The sequence below is a fragment of the Enterococcus sp. S53 genome (genome assembly GCF_016516865.1).
Classification (GTDB): Bacteria; Bacillota; Bacilli; order Lactobacillales; family Enterococcaceae; genus Enterococcus_D; species Enterococcus_D innesii.
In genome coordinates, this window is the sequence record NZ_JACVUH010000003.1 from 312,338 (window position 1) to 328,622 (window position 16,285).

At 42.8% G+C, this 16,285-nt stretch carries 16 protein-coding genes and 2 other annotated features; of the genes, 3 read left to right on the forward strand and 13 right to left on the reverse strand.

Going from position 1 to position 16,285, the window contains the following annotated elements; all coding sequences use genetic code 11:
* Positions 1-137: 137 nt before the first annotated feature.
* Together aspS and hisS are read right to left on the reverse strand one after the other, a co-directional pair.
* On the reverse strand, positions 138-1,913 hold the full coding sequence (gene aspS / locus IAE45_RS06815; protein ID WP_074536792.1) for an aspartate--tRNA ligase: 1,776 nt from the start codon (positions 1,911-1,913) through the stop codon (positions 138-140).
* A gap of 11 nt (positions 1,914-1,924) precedes the next feature.
* Positions 1,925-3,223, reverse strand: a complete 1,299-nt coding sequence (gene hisS, locus IAE45_RS06820; protein WP_060791494.1) for a histidine--tRNA ligase — start codon at positions 3,221-3,223, stop codon at positions 1,925-1,927.
* 446 nt (positions 3,224-3,669) lie between these two features.
* Positions 3,670-3,877 (reverse strand) — a binding site (T-box leader).
* A gap of 189 nt (positions 3,878-4,066) precedes the next feature.
* Between hisS and IAE45_RS06825 the strand changes: the two genes are divergently transcribed.
* Together IAE45_RS06825 and IAE45_RS06830 are read left to right on the forward strand one after the other, a co-directional pair.
* Complete coding sequence (locus tag IAE45_RS06825; RefSeq protein WP_167821437.1) at positions 4,067-4,501, forward strand: acyl-CoA thioesterase; 435 nt, start codon at positions 4,067-4,069, stop codon at positions 4,499-4,501.
* A gap of 90 nt (positions 4,502-4,591) precedes the next feature.
* Positions 4,592-4,762 (forward strand): hypothetical protein, encoded by a 171-nt coding sequence (locus tag IAE45_RS06830; protein ID WP_008379536.1) that lies wholly within the window; start codon positions 4,592-4,594, stop codon positions 4,760-4,762.
* Between the two features lie 68 nt (positions 4,763-4,830).
* Here the strand turns inward: IAE45_RS06830 and IAE45_RS06835 are convergent, their stop codons facing one another.
* The 6 genes from IAE45_RS06835 to IAE45_RS06860 form a co-directional block, all read right to left on the reverse strand.
* Positions 4,831-5,469, reverse strand: a complete 639-nt coding sequence (locus IAE45_RS06835; protein ID WP_086337867.1) for a PepSY domain-containing protein — start codon at positions 5,467-5,469, stop codon at positions 4,831-4,833.
* A gap of 107 nt (positions 5,470-5,576) precedes the next feature.
* Positions 5,577-6,935 carry a sensor histidine kinase gene (locus IAE45_RS06840; protein ID WP_200125550.1) on the reverse strand — a complete coding sequence of 453 codons (1,359 nt, stop codon included), beginning with the start codon at positions 6,933-6,935 and terminating at the stop codon, positions 5,577-5,579.
* A complete protein-coding gene (locus IAE45_RS06845; protein ID WP_151195983.1) occupies positions 6,925-7,632 on the reverse strand; it encodes a response regulator transcription factor in 708 nt (235 codons plus the stop codon). The genes IAE45_RS06840 and IAE45_RS06845 overlap by 11 nt, the downstream gene beginning before the upstream one ends.
* 141 nt (positions 7,633-7,773) lie before the next feature.
* Positions 7,774-9,210: an ABC transporter ATP-binding protein gene (locus IAE45_RS06850; protein ID WP_200125552.1), complete on the reverse strand. Its 1,437-nt coding sequence runs from the start codon at positions 9,208-9,210 to the stop codon at positions 7,774-7,776.
* Positions 9,207-9,908 carry an energy-coupling factor transporter transmembrane component T gene (locus IAE45_RS06855; protein WP_200125554.1) on the reverse strand — a complete coding sequence of 234 codons (702 nt, stop codon included), beginning with the start codon at positions 9,906-9,908 and terminating at the stop codon, positions 9,207-9,209. Before IAE45_RS06855 ends, IAE45_RS06850 begins: the two co-directional genes overlap by 4 nt.
* The gene (locus IAE45_RS06860) at positions 9,905-10,504 is read right to left on the reverse strand and encodes an MptD family putative ECF transporter S component (RefSeq protein WP_087628020.1); all 600 of its coding nucleotides are present in this window, start codon (positions 10,502-10,504) and stop codon (positions 9,905-9,907) included. The genes IAE45_RS06855 and IAE45_RS06860 overlap by 4 nt, the downstream gene beginning before the upstream one ends.
* A 551-nt stretch (positions 10,505-11,055) precedes the next feature.
* On the opposite strand from IAE45_RS06860, the gene IAE45_RS06865 reads away from it, so the two are divergent.
* Positions 11,056-11,631 (forward strand): helix-turn-helix transcriptional regulator, encoded by a 576-nt coding sequence (locus tag IAE45_RS06865; protein WP_200125556.1) that lies wholly within the window; start codon positions 11,056-11,058, stop codon positions 11,629-11,631.
* Positions 11,632-11,656: 25 nt separating this feature from the next.
* On the opposite strand, the gene IAE45_RS06870 is transcribed toward IAE45_RS06865, so the two are convergent.
* The 5 genes from IAE45_RS06870 to nox all read right to left on the reverse strand — a co-directional run bounded on the left by IAE45_RS06870 (position 11,657) and on the right by nox (position 16,281).
* Complete coding sequence (locus tag IAE45_RS06870; RefSeq protein ID WP_200125558.1) at positions 11,657-13,276, reverse strand: ATP-binding cassette domain-containing protein; 1,620 nt, start codon at positions 13,274-13,276, stop codon at positions 11,657-11,659.
* Between the two features lie 194 nt (positions 13,277-13,470).
* The gene (gene rplT, locus IAE45_RS06875) at positions 13,471-13,830 is read right to left on the reverse strand and encodes a 50S ribosomal protein L20 (RefSeq protein ID WP_003128653.1); all 360 of its coding nucleotides are present in this window, start codon (positions 13,828-13,830) and stop codon (positions 13,471-13,473) included.
* Positions 13,831-13,893: 63 nt separating this feature from the next.
* On the reverse strand, positions 13,894-14,094 hold the full coding sequence (rpmI, locus tag IAE45_RS06880; RefSeq protein ID WP_003128650.1) for a 50S ribosomal protein L35: 201 nt from the start codon (positions 14,092-14,094) through the stop codon (positions 13,894-13,896).
* A 60-nt stretch (positions 14,095-14,154) separates the two neighbouring features.
* Positions 14,155-14,676 (reverse strand): translation initiation factor IF-3, encoded by a 522-nt coding sequence (gene infC, locus IAE45_RS06885; protein ID WP_005228103.1) that lies wholly within the window; start codon positions 14,674-14,676, stop codon positions 14,155-14,157.
* Positions 14,677-14,723: 47 nt separating this feature from the next.
* Positions 14,724-14,847: a sequence feature (ribosomal protein L20 leader region), on the reverse strand.
* Positions 14,848-14,946: 99 nt separating this feature from the next.
* Entirely contained in the window at positions 14,947-16,281 is a 1,335-nt protein-coding gene (nox, locus tag IAE45_RS06890; RefSeq protein ID WP_005228102.1) for a H2O-forming NADH oxidase, read from the reverse strand.
* Positions 16,282-16,285: the final 4 nt, after the last annotated feature.

The window sequence follows — 16,285 nt, forward strand, 5'->3', positions numbered from 1 at the left end:
TTTTTGATTTGCCTTTATTATACTTCAGCACATAAAAAAAGAAACGAGCAATGAAAGAAATGGGTGAATTCTCATGAACTTTTTTCATTCATTCACCAATTTCTATTTCATCACTCATTTCATCATGGGTTTAACGCTTATTCGTTTTCTTCAACCGTTGTTACATCAATGCTCAAGTCAAACAGTTGCATTGGTGAAACGGTACTTGGTGCTTGTGACATTGGATCAGCCGCTTTCCCATTTTTAGGGAAGGCAATGACTTCGCGAATGTTTTCTTCACCAGCCAAGAGCATTACTAACCGGTCTAACCCAAGAGCGATGCCGCCATGTGGTGGGAAACCATAATCCAAAGCATCCAATAAGAAGCCAAATTGATTTTGCATCTCGCGACGTGAGAAGCCTAGCGCTTCAAACATTTGCTCTTGCACTTCCCGTGTATGGATACGCAATGATCCGCCACCTAGCTCGTAACCGTTTAGCACGATATCGTAGGCTTGCGCATAGACTTTTGAAGGGTCTGTCGTTAACAACGGCAGATCGCTTTCTTTTGGCAATGTGAACGGATGGTGAGCAGAAACATAGCGACCTGCTTCTTCATCGTATTCAAATTGCGGCCAGTCAGTAACCCATAGGAAGTTGAATTTGCTCTCGTCGATCAAGCCTAATTCTTTTCCTAATTTATTACGGATCGCACCTAACGTTGCTGAAACGATCTCAAAGGAATCGGCACCAAACATCAGAATATCGCCAACTTCCGCATTGGCTGCTGCAATAATCGCGTCGGTTGCTTCCGTCAAGAATTTAGCGATCGGTCCTTTCAATCCATCTTCTTCAACTTTGACCCATGCCAATCCTTTGGCACCAAATTGGCCAGCGTAATGACCTAGATTGTCCATGTCTTTTCTTGAGTATTTGTCTGCAGCCCCTTTGGCGTTTAAGACTTTCACAACGCCGCCTTTTTCAAGAGCCATTTGGAAGACTTTAAAATCAACGTCTTTCACAACTTCTGATAAGTCGATAAGCTCCATGTCAAACCGTGTATCTGGTTTGTCACTGCCGTAGCGTCCCATTGCCTCATCATAGGTCATCCGTGGGAATGGCAAGGTAACTTCGATGCCTTTGACTTCTCGCATCACTTTTGCCAATAGCTCTTCCGTATAGGTTTGAATTTCTTCTGCCGTCAAGAAAGAGGTTTCGATATCGACTTGGGTAAATTCAGGTTGACGGTCGCCCCGCAAATCTTCGTCACGGAAGCAACGTACGATTTGATAGTAGCGATCGAAGCCAGCACCCATCAATAACTGTTTAAAAATTTGTGGTGATTGTGGCAACGCATAGAAATGACCTGGATAGATCCGTGAAGGAACCAAATAATCCCGCGCGCCCTCTGGTGTTGATTTTCCTAGATAAGGTGTTTCGATATCTAAGAAGTCGTTCGTGTCTAAGAAATTGCGGATCGCTTGCGTCGTTTTCGCCCGCATCACGATGTTGTTCGTCATTTTTGGACGACGCAAGTCTAAATAACGGTATTTCATGCGAATCTCGTCGCCAACGGTTTGATCATCTTCAATCAAAAAGGCTGGTGTTTTTGCAGTGTTTAAAATCGTGATTTCGCTGATCATCACTTCATAGGCACCTGTCACCATTTTCGGATTGATGGCTTCTGGTGCACGATTGATTACTTGACCCGTTACTTCTAATACATATTCACTGCGGCATTTGTCCGCGATTTCCCAGGCTTCTTTCGAAACCTCAGGATTGAAGACGATTTGCACGATCCCTTCCCGGTCGCGTAAGTCAATAAAAATCACGCCACCTAAGTCACGGCGCTTTTGCACCCAGCCTTTTAGTGTCACTGTCTGGTTTAAATGGGTCTCATTTACTAACCCGCAATATACTGTACGTTTTGTCATTCTTTTTCTCCTCACTCAAACATTTTGGTTGTCATTTCATCGTAAATCTCATCGAAGCGGGCATAAAGATCCGCTAACGGAAATTGTTTTTCTTCACGGCTTGCCATGGATTTGATATTGATCACTTGTTCTGCTAATTCTGTTTCGCCTAGAGTCAGAACCAACCGTGCCCCTTGCTTATCAGCAGATTTAAACTGGGCTTTGGCTTTACGATCCATGAAATCACGATCGGCAGAAAAGCCGAAATTACGGATCGCTTGCACGACTTTCAGCGCTTCTAAATTGGTTTCTTGTCCCAAACCAACCACATACGCATCTAACTCATTCAAAGCAGGAATTACAACTTCTTCGGCTTCCATAGTGATCAATAAACGTTCGATCCCTAAAGCAAAACCAAAACCAGGTGTTTCTGGTCCCCCTAGCTCTTCCACTAAATGATTGTACCGACCGCCGGCACAGATGGTGGCTTGCGCCCCCATTTTTGGTGCCTCACTCATGATCTCAAAAATCGTGTGGGTATAATAATCCAGACCACGCACCATATTTGAATCGATCTCATAAGGGATCTCCAACGCATCCAGCATACTCGTTACGGTTTCAAAATGTGCCTTGGCATCTGGCGTTAAGTAGTCTAGGATCGATGGCGCATCTGCCACAAATTTTTGGTCTCGCTTGTCTTTGCTGTCAAGGACCCGCAAAGGATTTTCATGCAAGCGGCGTTTTGAATCCTCACTAAGCTCCGCTTCATGGGGCGCTAGATAGTCGATCAACGCTTGACGATAGTTTTGGCGTGTCTCTTTGTCACCTAATGAATTGATGACCAAGCGCAATTGACTCAGTCCTAATTGACGATAAAAATCCATTGCCATCGCCATTGTTTCAACATCGGTCGCTGGATTTGCTGAACCGAAAACTTCGACACCGATTTGGTGGAATTGACGCAAACGGCCTTTTTGCGGACGTTCATAACGGAACATTGGTCCCATGTAAAACACTTTATAAGGCTTCGTATGTTCTGGTCCGAATAGTTTGTTTTCGACATAAGAACGAGCGATCGGTGCAGTGCCTTCTGGACGCAACGTCACATGACGCTCTCCTTTATCGTAGAAATCATACATTTCTTTTGAAACGATATCCGTTGTGTCCCCGACACTGCGGGCGATCACTTCAAAGTGCTCAAAAATCGGCGTCCGAATCTCGTTGAATTGGTAATCGCGAAACACTAAACGTGCTGTTTCTTCCACAAATTGCCATTTTTCGGATTCTCCTGGCAAAATATCGTTGGTTCCTTTTGGACGTTGGTAACTCATCGTATGCATCCTCCTATTTGTTTCATGGTTGCCCATGTTCTTTGCTTTCATTACTTGTTTGCTTATTCACCTATTGTTTGTTGCTCGTTGATGTGGGGGGGTTGTTCTCGTGTTTGACTTTTGGGTTATTGCGCTCTTTGCCGTTGGTTGCTGGTCATCATTTCGTTGGCTTCGACTGCAATTGAACAAAGCAAAAAATGCCAAGTACAGCTTTCATGTCTCACTTCTTACGCCAGTCATAGTGATTCCTAGTTCGGTTACTACGCTCCCTGCACTCGCCTTACTGTTCATCATCTATTCTGCCTTGCTCCGCAAGCCAATCATAGTGATTCCTAGTTTGGTCACTACGCTCCCTGTGGTCGCCTAGTACTGTTCATCATCTGCTCTGTTCCGCTTTGCGGACCAGTCTCAGTGATTCACAGCAAAAAACTCGCCCTTGTTTTTTATACAAGGGCGAGTTTTGATTACACGCGGTACCACCTAAATTCGAGAAATGTTCTTCTCCTTCGCTCGATTAACGCTCGGTCACGGAACAGCTTTTCTTCTGTTCATCTCCAGATTGTCTTTCCTTTACACGTCCTAAACTGCTTTCAGCCGGGGCAGTTTTCTCTTTTAAGGAATAGAATAAAGTACTCGATCCTTCACTGATTTTTGATATTATCTATAAACTACAAGAAAGCTATGAAAAAGTCAAGGTGTTTCACTGTCTTTTTCACTCCGCTGCTCTCTAGTAGCATTTTCTCAAGTGTTCAACACAAAGTAGCTCTCCTTCTGTTTGCTTTTCTTCCTTTTTGCGTTATGCTGAATAACGAAGGTTTTGTTTCTATGAAAGGAGCTGTTTTTATGTCTTTATATTCAGGCTATATCCGTCAACCACACTACTATGAGACCGATCAAATGGCGATCATCCATCACGCCAATTATATCCGCTGGTTTGAAGAGGCCCGCGTGGAGTTACTCACGTTTTTGGATTTACCGTATCATACCATCGAAGAAGCGGGCTTGATCGTTCCCGTGCTGGAAGTCAGTGCGCAATACAAAACGATGATTCGTTACGAAGATGAGGTGCGAATCGATGTTTTGGTCGACAAATATACTGGCACGCGTTTGGATTTTCGCTATGAGATCTACAAAACGAGCGATGGTCAGTTGGCAACGACGGGGACTTCAAAGCATTGTTTTTTAGCAAAAGAGACCAATCGCATCGTGCAGCTGAAGCGTAGTTTTCCTGAAATCCATCAACGATTTGCTGATTATGCTGCCCTGTCAGGGGAATAATCAATTCTGATCACTCATTTAAGTCAAAATCCTTGCTTTTTGAAACGGCTTTCGTATAATCAAAAGTAATTTCAGGGAAGGATGATGGCGATGTACGTGATTAAAGTTTTGCATGGTTACATTGGCAAAGATGGTCGTCGCACTCGTGAAAAAATTCCAGACAAGTTATGGGTCTTTGAAGATCGGAAGCAGTCCGAAGCATTTGCAGATAAAATTGGTGGTCGCGTCAAACCGTTAACTGAAGTCAAACAGCATACGTAAAGAAATAAGCCGTTATCGTCTTTTGCGCATAGACGATAGCGGCTTATCTTTTTTACTGCAAAACAGGATTAGTCATCTAATTCGGTTTCTAGTACTTCACCTGTTTGGGCATTGATTTTCACATCTGTTTGTTTGTTGCCATCTTCTACTTTGACTTCCCAATAGGTTACATTCATTTCTTTGTCTAATGACCAATCTGTTGCTTGACCACCGCCAGCTTCTTTCACGGCGATATCAGAAATTTCTTCCAATGAAAGCAAGTTGGTTAGGTCCAATTGATCGGCATCTTTTTTGACACCGTTTTGTTCATCGGCATCCAATTTTTCCGTTCTTTCTTCAGAAGTTTCTTTGGTTTCTGCATCGATCTTTAATTCAAACTCATTCGTGTCATCCACGCCTTCTACTTGGTAGAAGTAATTGCCAAAAGAAGTATCCAAATCAATCGAAGTGATCGCTGCATCTGGGTATTTATCTTGGAATATTTGGATCGCTTCTTCTACGGTCACCGTAGGTAAGCCGCCATTGGCGATCGCTGCACTGCTTGAAGAGCTGTCTGTTGCTTGTGACGACGTTGTTTCACTCGATGAGGCAACTGTTGTGCTTGAGCTGCTGTTTTGCACAGGTTCTGAATTTCCCGTGTTGTTTTGTGTACATCCTGCCAATAATCCTAATGCGGCAATTCCGAATAAAATAGTTGTTTTTTTCATGTTTCATTCCTCCAATTGTTTGTGTATTCCTTTTTTCTATATATTTAGAATAACAAGTTCCTCATGAAAAAGAATCAAAAATGCTTGAAGAAAATCTAAAAAAATCTTCATCTTTCTCTTTCATTTGGAAAGGCAAGTTTAAAGATACTGCCTTGCGGTTGATTGTCTGTCACGGTAATTTTGGCATGATACTTGTCTGCCAGCTGTTTTACCAGTGAAAGCCCGATGCCTGAACCAGCAATCTGGCTGGAACGAGAATCTTCTACTCGATAGAACCGTTCGAAAATCAAGGCTTTCTTATCATCGGGAATCCCAATGCCAAAATCGGCGACGGTCAAAGACATCTGTCTCTGCTCTTGCGTCAAGGTCACATGAATCGGCTGATCGGCAGGTGAATACTTCGCGGCATTTTCTAACAGGTTTTGGATGATTTGCTGGAAGTCACGTTTATGCCCACGTTTCATACATTGGTTCTCCACAAAATATTCAATCGATTGCGGAACGATCGTCGCTTGTTTTTCACACTCTTCTCGGACGATCTGAGAAACATCAACGAGGGTCATTTCATCTTGGGATTGATTTTTTTCTAGGTCCAGCAATTGATTGCTCAATGTTTCCAAACGCTTCGACTCTTTGTCGATAAACGCCATTGAGGAAGGAATGACTTCGGGATGTTTGGTTCCACGCCGCTGGATCAATTGGACATGTCCGCGAATCGCAGCTAAAGGTGTTCGCAGCTCATGGGAAGCATCGGCAACGAACCGTTTTTCCCGCTCGATCGTCTCTCGCTGTTCTTTCAATAATTTATTGAAAGCCAAGGCCACCGAACGAATTTCGATGGGCTCTTCAGAAACCGTCAGTTCTCCTGTTCGGCTTTGTTCAATGGCAGCAATTTCTTGCGCCATGCCAGTAAGCTTCTGACTCCATTTCCCGACACTCCAATAAATCAGCAGACTGCCCACGACAACAGCGATCAGATTCAAGAAACTGCTGATCATAAAGAGACCATAGGCTAATTCCACACTATCCTCCCCATTGATAGCGATCGTCACCTGATCCCCATCGACTTCTTGGGTTTTCATGTAATAGATGCCATCCTCTGTAAAAACGATGTCTTCGAGAAATGGCATCACTCGCCCTTGATTGATATCGTCAAAAATCTCTTCCGCATCTTCTGATGAAACGACACTGCCATCGGCTAAGATCACTTGCAGGGCGTCTTCTTCATCTGCCGAAACATAGGCATTGACGAGAGTGTCCCAAGCATCCCCTGATGCCTCGCCTTTTTCGATGGCTTCAAGGATGTTGCTGGCACGATTTTCAATATGTTCAAACAAATAACCTACGGACAATAGAATAAACAGCAGATTGAAGAGAATCAACAGACCAAAGAGTATCAAGGAAAAGCGGCTCGTCAATTGAAACTGGGCTGTTTTTCTACGTTGGTTGACTGACTTATTCTTCATGGTCGGTCCTCAAGACATAGCCTAATCCTCGAACGGTTGCGATCATTTTGCCTTTGCCGCAAACATCTAGCTTGTTCCGCAGTGTACGGATATAGACATCTACAACATTCGTTTGACCGTCGTATTCATAACCCCAAATCTCATTCAATAGGTCATCTCTTGTTTTGACAACTTCCGGCTCTTTCATTAGTTCATATAAAATCCCAAACTCTTTGGGCGTCAATTCGATGGTCTCTCCAGCAATTTGAACCAAGTGCTTGGCGATGTCCATCATCAACTCCCCCGCCACTAATTGGTTTTGCTGGTTCTTTTGTTGTTTGGCTTCTCTTTGCAGCCGCCGATCGATCACCCGAATTCTGGCAAACAGTTCTTCGATTTCAAAAGGTTTCGTTAAATAATCATCTAATCCGACATCAAGCCCCGTCACCACATCGGCGGTTTGATTTCTGGCGGTCATCATCAAAATCGGGATGTCGCTTTCTTTGCGTATCCGCCGTGCCACTGTGATGCCATCATAGATTGGCAGCATCCAATCCAATAAAATCAGATCAAAAGCATTTGCTTGCTGATTGAATAAGGCCAATGCCTCTTGCCCATCTTTGGCCCAGACCGTGTCATATCCCTCAAAAGTCAATTCGGTCTGGATAAAACTGGCTAAACTTTCTTCGTCTTCCACTAGCAAGATCTTCAAAGCCATATGCGTTCCTCCTCTGGTTTTGCTTCTATCATAACGGATTTTTTCGAAACTTCCTAACTGATTGAAAGAAAAAAATCATGAAGATTTTTTCATGTTCGACCAAAAAAAGACGGCATGAACCAAGGTTCACTCCGTCTTTCGTTATTCCATATTTTTTGCTAGCTGATACGTGCCAACAAGTTCTCCTTTTTCGAGTTGAAGCACGTAAGGACATGTTTCAACTAAAAACTCACGATCATGACTGATCACGGCTAATAAATCAACTTCTTTGGCAACTGTTCGCAGCAGTTTTGCAACTTCCTCCATTTGCTGCAAATCTAACCCACTCGTTGGTTCATCGAAAAACAACAAACGTTTTCCAGAAAGCAGGGCACTGCCAATGGCAACTCGTTGTTTTTCCCCACCTGATAAGCTTTGTGGATGACGGGCAAGGAGTGGTGTTAAGTGCAACAATGAGACGATTTCTTCAAAACGAGCTGGGTTTTGGGCTTTGATCAGCAACTCTTTTTCAACCGTTTCAAAAAACAGCTGCAAGTTGACATCCTGCATCACAAGAAAACTTTCCTGCAGCAGCTGCTTTTGGGTCCGCTTTTGTCCATTGATGGTAAATACTGCTTCTGGGCATTTTTTCAATCCTGACAGGACTTGCACCAACGTACTTTTGCCAGCACCATTTAGTCCAACGATCCCCACAGCTTGCTTCATCGGCAGTTGTAGTTCAGACAAGTTGAGCGCCCAATTTCTGCTGTTTGCCGAGCGTTTTGATTGCTTGATCTGCAGATGCGTTGCCCTTAATCCAGATTTTTCTGGCAAAGATTCTCGGCAGTGCTGAGTTTCCAATGCCGCCTCACCTACTTTTCGCAATCCCAACTCGTGAATTGCCTCCTCTGATAGTGACAAAAGCTGAGCTGCTGGATAAGACGCCCGCAATCGTCCTGCTTCTAATAGACAGAAGCGATCTGCCAGTGGCGCCAAATACGCCAAGCGGTGTTCGGCGATCACAATGGTTTTCCCTTGTTGTTTTAAAGAAGCCAATCCTTGAGTCAACTTTTGGATCGCTTCTTGATCCAAATTACTGGAAGGCTCATCCAATAAGAACACATCATGGGGCAACATCGTGGCTGCAGCGAGAGCAATCAGCTGCTTCTCCCCACCAGATAGGTCAAAGACACTAGCATCAAGCAATGGGGTCAGGGAAAACTGCTGGGCTACTTCGGTGATTCGTTGCCGAATGTTTTCTGGTGCGACGCCCGCATTTTCCATCGAAAAAGCCAACTCCGAATAGACATCCGTGGTGAAAAATTGCGTCTTAGGGTTTTGAAAGACGACGCCAATCGTCTGGGCATAATGGGAGAAATCGGCAACTGGCAAGTCTGTTTCTCCGACACGGATCTTCCCTTGCACTTCGGCAGGATACAGCTCAGGGATCAAGCCATTCAAAACATTGAGCAGGGTCGATTTGCCGCTGCCGCTAGCGCCGCACAAAACGATGACTTCCCCAGCTGCGACCGTCAAAGAAAGCTCAGATAATACGGTCCGATTTTCTCGTTTTACTGACACTTGTTCTAATGTGATCATCCAAGCCACATCCTTTTCACGATAAAACCGCCTAATGCTAAAAAGACCAAGCCATCCCACCAGCGCAGCTTCAGTTCGTGGACGGTGGTATGGGGAGTTTCTGATGCTAACCCGCGAACCAGGGCCGTAGCGGACAGTTCGGTTGCGGTCTTTTCAGCCGACATCAGTAATGGGATCAAAAAATACTCCGCACTTTGCAGCGGATGAAGCAAGATCGATCCTGCCGACAGCGAGATGCCGCGAAAGCGCATCGCTTGGCGAATACTTTTGAAATCTTGTACCAATGTGGGAAAAAAACGAAATAAGACTGCCAACGGGACTAATAATACATTGGGCACGTGCATTTTTTGCAGCGCCGCCATCCACTCACTGTTTTTCGTCCCGCTAATGGCAAAAGCCGCCGCCATGATCGTTGGCAACAAGCGGCGATAACCGACGGAAAAGAAATCCAGCAACACGATTAGTATGTGGTTGCCTTGGCGAAACAAAAAACTATCTGCCAGTGTCAGCAAGACAAACACGCCATAGAGCAGCAAGCCTTTTTTCCAAAAGCCGCTGACTATAAATAGCAGCAGCAAGAAAGTGACAAAGGCAAACTCATCGATCCAGCTGATGGTCACCATCATAGTAAAACTAGCAAAGAGAATCACCGCTAATTTGCTGCGGGGATCAAACCTTGTTTTCGACACATTCCTCACCCTTTATGCGATTGGATCGTTGGTTGAAAATGTTTTTCCATCAAGCGACTGCCAATACCTAAACCAGCCACCGCACCAATCAAAACCGCCAATGCACAAAGCCCCAACATCAAATTGGAGGTATGAGCAAACACACCGGCAATGTAGGTTTCATCTTTTCCGCGAGCTACTAATGAATCGATGTAGGCATTTTTCATAAACCACAGGGGTAAGATCGGACCCATCAAGCCAAAACTAAAGACGATATAACTCGCCAGTACGCGAACGTTTCCTTTGAGCTTTGTTTTGTATTGGATCAAATCAGCTGCTAAGGCACAAATCATATTGGGCAAAAAGGCCAATGGAAAATGTCCTGAAATCAAAAAAAAGAGCCCTACCACGGTACCCATAATGGTGATTGCGCCAAATTTCGGTACTTTACTCAATAAAATCAGATAGATAATGCCAGAAAACAAAGCGGTGACTGCTGGAATAAATAAATTATGAAAACCTGGTATCACAAAACGCAAAATCAATAGACAGATGCTCATTAAAAGAAAATAGATCGCTGTATAGATCCCTACTGCAATTAAATCTTGAACCTTTAGTTTTTTCACTGCGTATACGCTCCTTCTTGCAAGCAATCAATGAAAAAACCGTTGCTGCTTGCTTGTACAAACTTATTTTTACAAAGCCTCAGTATAGCACAAAGCAGACGTTTTTATGGGGTGATATGCTTACCAACAGTCGATTTTCTTCTAAAACAGAACCAACAAATAGAGGTGTCTTCTGAATGGCTCCATTTCAACACACAGGTACCTTTAAAGAATCACTAATGGAAAAATGAATCTTTCACACGCTTAGTTGTTTTCTCCTCTTCCCATCTTTGCGAAATTAATGAATAATAGACAAGGACAAACACTTAAAATCAGCAAAGACTCGCCATCTTTTTTCTTTTTTTAGAAACCAGCAGGTATGTCTATAAAAAAACAATAACCAAGTTGACCGTCGCTTGTTAACGGAAGAAAATCAACGCTGTACTGCTATGTAAACACCCCAAACCCAACTGTAAAAACATTTTGACACTTGATTTCAAGGCATTGTCAAAGACATTTGATCGTTAGAATGCAGACATTGGCCTAAACTAATGGTAGAAGGAGCGGATAAAATGAACTTAAGCAAACAAAAAAAAAAACATCGTGAACGATTAAGTCTCTCTCAGGAAGGGCTGGCAGAAAAACTCTATGTCTCCCGACAAACGATCTCCAATTGGGAGAATGAAAAAAGCTATCCTGATGTTCACAATTTATTATTGCTCAGTGTTCTATTTGATGTTTCTTTAGATGAATTAGTCAAAGGGGATGTTGAACAAATGAAAGAAACGATTGAGAAAACAGAAATGGATCGTTACACAAAAATGATGCTGCTTTTTATACTATTGACCGCACTCTCTGTTGGTCCTGCTCTTTATTTACCCGGATACTGGTGGATTGTCCCGCCTCTATGTTTTTGGCTCGTCTCCATGTATGCCGCATTAAAGATCGAAAAAATCAAGAAAACCCAAAATATCAAAACGTATAAAGAGATCGTTGCCTTCATGGAAAATCAAGACCTCGATGCCATTAGGATAAAGCGCGACGTCAAAAAAGATTTCTTTTCAACAGCAGTCATCGTCGTGGTCTTTACCTTGATCGTCGGCATCATCGCATGCCTTAGTACACTGCCGCATTTACTGATGCGCTGACAAAAAATACAGGGTGTAGCTGCTTTTATGATGAAGCCGCTACAACCTGTGTTTTTTTCAACTCAATGATCTCATCCGTATAAATCAAATTTTTCGGTCGATGGGTGATCATAATGACTAGTTTATTTTTCAATTGGTCTTTGATCGCTGCAAAAAGCTTTTCTTCTGTTGTTTCGTCTAAAGCAGATGTGGCTTCATCAAGGACAATGACTTCTGCGTTTGTGAAAAACAATCGGGCAAAAGCGATCCGCTGTTTTTCCCCACCAGAAAGGTTGGCTCCTTTTTCTCCAATTTCAGCAGACAGTCCTCCCTTGAGTGCCTGATAGAATGCGCCTAATTGACATTTTTCTAATACCGCTATGATTTCCTCGTCTGCGATTTCCTTATCAAAAATGATATTTTCTTTCAGCGTTCCTTGGAAGATTGGCGCATCTTGCGATAGATAAAAGACATGCTGATAGTAATCATTTAAGTTGTAAGCAGCCAAATTTTTGTGATTGATCAGAACTGCACCGGTCGTCGGCTGATACAACCCTAAAATCGTTTTGATCAGCGTTGATTTTCCTGCGCCGCTTTCTCCTACTAACCCATAAATCGCTCCCCGCTTCAGCTCCAGTGTGCTATCGGTTAAGATTTGCTTTTCTTGAAGTATGACGCATAGATCCTTAACTGTGATATAGTTGATGGTCTCAGACAATGCATCGCCTTGTGTTAATGCTTTGTCCTCTGGCAGATAGAAAAATTCATTTAACCGTGCAAAGGCAACTTTATCTAAGCTGTATTGAACAAAAATCACGTTAAATATTGCAACAGGCGTGTAGATTCGATCCACATAAATAATCAATGCTGCTAAACCGCCCAAGCTGACTGTAATCTGATTTGTGAATGCCAATACCACAATTGCGACTTTGATCAATGCGACTAAAACTGCAAAAAAACCAAAGAAAAACTCATGGATCATCGTCATTTTTGTTAAACGTTCTGTTGTGTCAGCAGACATATTTTTATATTGTGCGATCTCTTTTTCAAACCGTTTATTGATCCGAAACGTGACCATTTCCGTTAATCCGCGGATAAAGGTGCTATTCATGGCTTCTTCTGAAACTAGCGCACGTTCTTTGAGAGAGCGTAAAACTTTCAAAAGCAAATTGGTCACAATAAACACCACTAGATAGCCCACAAGGATCGCTGGAATCAATCTTTTATCGATCATAGCAATAAAAGCTAAGTTAAACAGTGTTTCGGGAAGCAATTCTTTAAACAAGCGTCCATAAAAATTCAAATGGATATTTCTGCCAGCCGCTGCTCCCGCTTCAGTTTTCTGTAAGAGTGCTCCAGAGCCGATCTGCAAGTACTCGGAATAGGCAATCTTGCTGATTTTTACTAAAGCTTGTTCTTTGAGATAGAAATACATGCTGTTGTGCAATGTTGTTTTTGGTTTCTGCTCAAGATAGGACAAAATAGGTACCAGTACTAGCGTTAACCCATAGATAAAAACTACTGGCCAATCAAGTGTCTTGCCAAATGAATCGAGTAGTTTTTGAAAATAAAAGACATTCGCGGCACTCAAAAATGAGACTGCAATTCCAATCCCAACATATACCGTCAATCCTTTTTTAAAATGCCGCCATAAATCAATTGCCATCGTATGCTCCTTTTGCTGCAGTGTTCGTGAAAAAATCGTGAGACAAATAAAACAAACGTTTTCAAAAGTATAATCTATTTTTCGCATAATGGAAAGAAACATATGAAAGATAGTGAGAAACCATTCTTCGGTCATCGAGAAAAAACAAAAAACCCCGCTCAAAGAGCGGGGCTAACGTTGTTGCCAACGATTGATTATTTGTTTAAAGCGTCTTTTGCTTGGTCAGCTAATGCAGTAAATGCTGTTGCATCGTTTACAGCCAAGTCAGCTAACATTTTGCGGTTGATGTCGATTTCAGCTAATTTCAAGCCGTGCATCAATTTTGAGTAGCTTAAGCCATTCATACGAGCCGCTGCGTTGATACGAGCGATCCACAATTTGCGGAAGTCGCGTTTCTTTTGACGACGATCGCGGTATGCGTAGTTGTATGAATTCATTACTTGTTCTTTTGCTGTTTTAAATAGAGTGTGTTTAGAACCGTAGTAACCTTTTGCTAATTTAAGCACTTTTTTACGACGTTTACGAGTTACTGTTCCACCTTTAACACGTGCCATGTATAATTCCTCCTAATATGAAAATCGATAATTGTTTGTATACGTGAAGCTTGGGTTACGCAATTATTTCATGCGTGCTAGTTGTTGACGGATACGTTTGTAATCGCCAGCTGAAACCATTGAAGCTTTACGCAATTGACGACGTTGTTTTTTTGTTTTGCCGTGGAAACGGTGACTGGTAAAGGCACGGAAGCGTTTCAATCCGCCGCCGCCAGTGCGTTTTACGCGTTTTGCTAATCCGCGGTGTGTTTTTTGTTTTGGCATAACTAATTTCCTCCTCAAAATCTTTCGTTATCTGACTTTAAACTGAAACTCAGTGAGTCATTATTTATCGTTTTTTGGTGCTAATACTAAGAACATACTGCGGCCATCCATTTTTGGCTTTTGCTCAACAGTTGCCAAATCAGCAGTTTCTTCCGCCAAACGATCTAACACTTTCTGACCAATTTCTTTATGGGTAATGGCACGGCCTTTGAAACGGATCGAAGCTTTCACTTTGTCCCCTTTTTCAAGGAATTTACGTGCATTACGCAATTTTGTGTTGAAATCATTGACGTCGATCGTTGGACTTAAACGAACCTCTTTAATGTTGATTACTTTTTGTTTCTTACGAGCTTCACGGTCTTTTTTCTGTTGCTCAAAGCGGAATTTCCCGTAATCCATAATTCTTGCTACTGGCGGCTTAGCATTTGGTGCCACCAATACCACATCAAGGTTTGCTCGTTCTGCAATTTGCAATGCTTCAGCTTTACTCTTTACACCAAGTTGTTCGCCGTTTTGATCAATCAAACGCAATTCACGTGCACGAATGCCGTCGTTTACCATCATATCCTTTGCTATGGTCATTCACCTCCGAGTTTTTTGAGAGAAAGAAAAGCTTGTCGATTCGAAATCAGACCATAAAAAAACGAGTTCTTCACGAACCCGCACGTACTCCACACAAATAAATGGTAGGAATCCTATTCTGCCCAGCGATATCTTCACTCAGGCGAGAAGCGGGTGCTTCTGCTTTTATTTCTCAACTTTTATAGTATACTGCTTTTTTCTCTTATTGTCAACAGTTTTCATGATTGTTTCAAAAAAAAGCCGGAGCATACGCTCCGACTTTCGTGTTTCTTATTCTGCTTTCAATGCAGCCATCGTGATGTAGTTATATGGTTGGTTGAAGTGAGGCAAGAAGAAGATATCTAATAGCTTCATCTTGTCGATCGTTACGCCTTCTTCGATCGCTAGTGAGAACATGTGGATGCCCATTGCGATTTCAGATGTACGTGACGCCATTTGTGCACCAACGATGCGGCGTGTTTCTTCTTCATAGACGATGCGGATCTTAACTGTCGCATTTTCTTTCATGAAGCCTGGTTTTTGGGTATCTTCGTAATCAGAGTATTTCACTTTCATGCCATTACGTTCGGCAGCTTCGACTGACAAGCCAGTTGAAACCATGTTGTAGCCGAAGATCGAAATCCCGTTTGATCCTTGAACACCTGTTGATTCTAGAGACGTTCCGCCGATATTATGGGCAGCGACGATCCCTGAACGTACGGCATTCGTTGCTAATGCGATATACGTTGTTTGTTGCAAAGCATTTGAGTACACCGTTGCACAGTCACCGACTGCGTAAACATCTGCATCGCTTGTCCGTTGATGGCGGTCCACTAAGTACGCGCCGTTAGCAAACAATTCCAAATGATCTTTGCCTAGCTCGTTGTTTGGTAAGAAACCGATCGCGTTGATCACTAGATCAACTGGGTATTCGCCGTTGTCTGTTACAACTGCTTCTACTTTCTCTGTTCCTTTGTATTCACGTGCTAATTCACCGAAATGCAATTCAATGCCATTGTCAGCTAAGTTTTTGTCCATATCTTCTGTAAACCATTTGTCATAGTAGTTTGGCAATGCCCGTGTCGCTGCATCAAAAAGCAACACATTTTTGCCACGGCGTTTTGCTGCTTCAGCAATTTCAACACCGATGTAACCAGCACCGATAACGGCAACGTTTTTCACGTCTTCTGATGCTAACTCTTTATCAACCGTTTGTCCGTCTTGGAATTTTTTCAAGAAATGGATGTTTTTCAAGTCACGTCCAGGTACTTTTGGTGAAATTGGCACAGAACCAGTTGCGATGACAACTTTATCATAAGATTCAACGATCGTTTCACCGTCATTAGTTACAGCGTGTACTTCTTTTTTCTCAAAATCGATATGGTCAACCACTGTTTCCATATGGATTTTTGCACCTTTTGCTTCAAAATCTTCACGTTTTGTATAGAACAAGCCTTCGTATGAATCGATTTGACGTCCAACCCATAAAGCAGTCCCACAACCTAGGTAGCTTAAGTTTGTATTACGGTCGATCATTACGACCTCTTGGTCTTTGTAGTTATCTAATAGTGTATTGGCAGCAGCAATCCCCGCGTGGTTTGCACCGATAATAACTGTTTTTGTCATGGAA